This is a genomic window from Hadarchaeum sp. (SeqCode), from assembly GCF_049969415.1.
Classification (GTDB): domain Archaea; phylum Hadarchaeota; class Hadarchaeia; order Hadarchaeales; family Hadarchaeaceae; genus Hadarchaeum.
Genome location: NZ_JBMFOX010000097.1, coordinates 1 through 2,152, shown reverse-complemented (window position 1 = coordinate 2,152; position 2,152 = coordinate 1). Strand labels below are relative to the sequence as shown.

Annotated in this window: 1 protein-coding gene; it reads right to left on the bottom strand. The window is 58.8% G+C overall.

Annotated features, from left to right (window positions below):
• The coding region (gene cas3g / locus ACP5PX_RS08020) for a type I-G CRISPR-associated helicase/endonuclease Cas3g (protein WP_428085428.1) at window positions 1-2,138 on the bottom strand (2,138 nt) is incomplete at its 3' end.
• Between the last annotated feature and the right edge of the window lie 14 nt (window positions 2,139-2,152).

The window sequence follows — 2,152 nt, the reverse complement described above, 5'->3', positions numbered from 1 at the left end:
CTGGCCTCGAGCTCCTTTTGCTTCCGAGGCTCGATTTCGGGGTCCCGCGCATCGGGTGGAAAATGAGGCCGCGCCCAGCCATGGTGGGCTGCTATCAGGTGCCTTGCCAGGCGAGTAGCGAGGCCGTCATCCCGGGGGTGAAAGAATCGGAGCGAGGCTAGTTCATGACGAAAGCCTCCGAGAACGCGAGGGGAGCGGTACTGCTTTGCCTTCGCCAGGGGTTTTGGTTCCTTTTCAGCGCAGGCAAAGAATTGCCAGATGCGGTGTTCCTTGCCGCGGTCGTGGATTTGAGCTGCCATCGTCAGAGCCTCTTCGAATTCTTCGGGCAATTCTAAGGCCTTTGCGAGCCTTTGAACCCACTTTTCGACATGCTCGGAATGTTCCTCGATGGTCAGTTGACCACCTGCGTGTTCGGCGTCTTCCCGTGAAGTTTCACGGCGCGGAAGGAAGAGGCAAAGGCTTTTGAGAGGCTCACCCTCCGGGTCGTGCTCCAGGGTCACCGAACCGAGCAAATCCCAAGTACCAGGGTTCGGCCACGATTCGCCTCTAAGCGTAAAGTAAGTGGTAAGCCCCTCGTCCACGCATTCCAGGACCCTTATCCGATCAGGGTCTCGTTGGGCCGACCCTTCCGCCACATCCTGCACTGGACCTTCGGCCGAGGCGTCAACGGCGCCTGTCTGTGGATTCAGTCCCCCGATTTCCACCGGAAGGGCGATGAACGAGAAATCCAGATCGCTATCGGGTGCCTCCAGGAGCTCAGAGAGAGTGAGCCAAAAGACAGTGCTTTGCGTTAGCACGGCGGCAGCGAGGCTCGCGGCTCGCTCTCCCAACTGTTTGGCCCGTTTTTCCAAGAGTTTTTTGGCGGCACGCGTGGAAAGGCGGACGAGCTCTCTCTGGGACGGCGGGCAAAGCTCGAACCAGCGTCGGAGGGTCTCTGGGCCGACACCTTGTAGAAGAGAGAGCTCCTGCCGCCAGAAGAGGTGCACCTCAGGCTCTTCGGGCTCCACGCCGTGGATAACCTGGGCGAGATTGGGAGCACCCAAGGGCGGGCGGGAAAGACTAGTGGCGGCGAGAAAATCGAGGTGGATGTCCGTGAGAAAGGCGAGCTTGGGAACCGGGGAAAAGGCTTGCTGGCGTTCTTCTGGTGTAAGTTGGTTCAGGAACGTCTCAAGATTGGCAGGTGAGAGGTCACAGGGGTCGTGCTCCCGATTCCATTTGGCGAGAAGGGCCATGGTGGCTTCGCGAGGGACCTTGAGGGGGTCCTTGTCCTCGATTGTGTCGGGAAGGACAACATGGACCTCGGCTCTGCGGCCTTCACCGCCCCGGCGATTGACCCGCCCTAGGCGTTGAAGGAGGGAATCGAGGGTGGGGAGGTCGGTCACCAGATGGTCAGCGTCGAGGTCGATTCCCACTTCACCAGCGGAGGTCGCCACGAGGTACACGCTCTGTTGCACATCACCGTTGAAAAAGGCTCGCAGAACGGGGTTCGCTTTAAGCAGCTCATCGCGCTCATACCCGCGCATCGTTCCGGTCAACAGCGCCACGCGTTCGCCGGTGCTGTCTTTGAGGGCTTTGACTAACCTTGCCGCAACCTTCTCCTGGGCCTCCTCCGGCGATCGTATGAAAACCAAAACACGTTTTTTCTGTTCGGCAAATCCGAGGGCTATCTCCGTAATTTTTTCAGATACGGTCTTTGCGCTAGTCTCGTGCAAATGAAGAATCTTCTGGGCTGTGATTCGCTGTTGTATGACATTGTGGTTACGATCTTTGTCAGTCAGACAAAAGATTTCTCCGGATTGGCTGCGCAGCGATGCTGAGAGGAAGATCACGCGAATTGGTCTTGTCTCCTTGTGTTGTAGTTGTTTCAAACGGGCCAGCAACTCGGCAAATGCTGGGTCTAGGTGCGCCTCGTCATGAACGATAAGCGTGTCTTGACCGAGCAAGCCTGCGTGAGTGGCGCGTCGGCGGCGGCTGTCGCCGAAGCCGGCAAAAAGCAGCTTACTTCCCACCATGTCTACAGTCCCGACGACGATCGCCGGTCGCGAAGGGTCCTCCCGCCACTCTCCGTTATCGGCGAACTGCCCGCGTAGGGTGGAAATGGCCAGGGGAGGATCGGAAACCGCACACCGTCGCGCCAATACTGCCCGCGCAC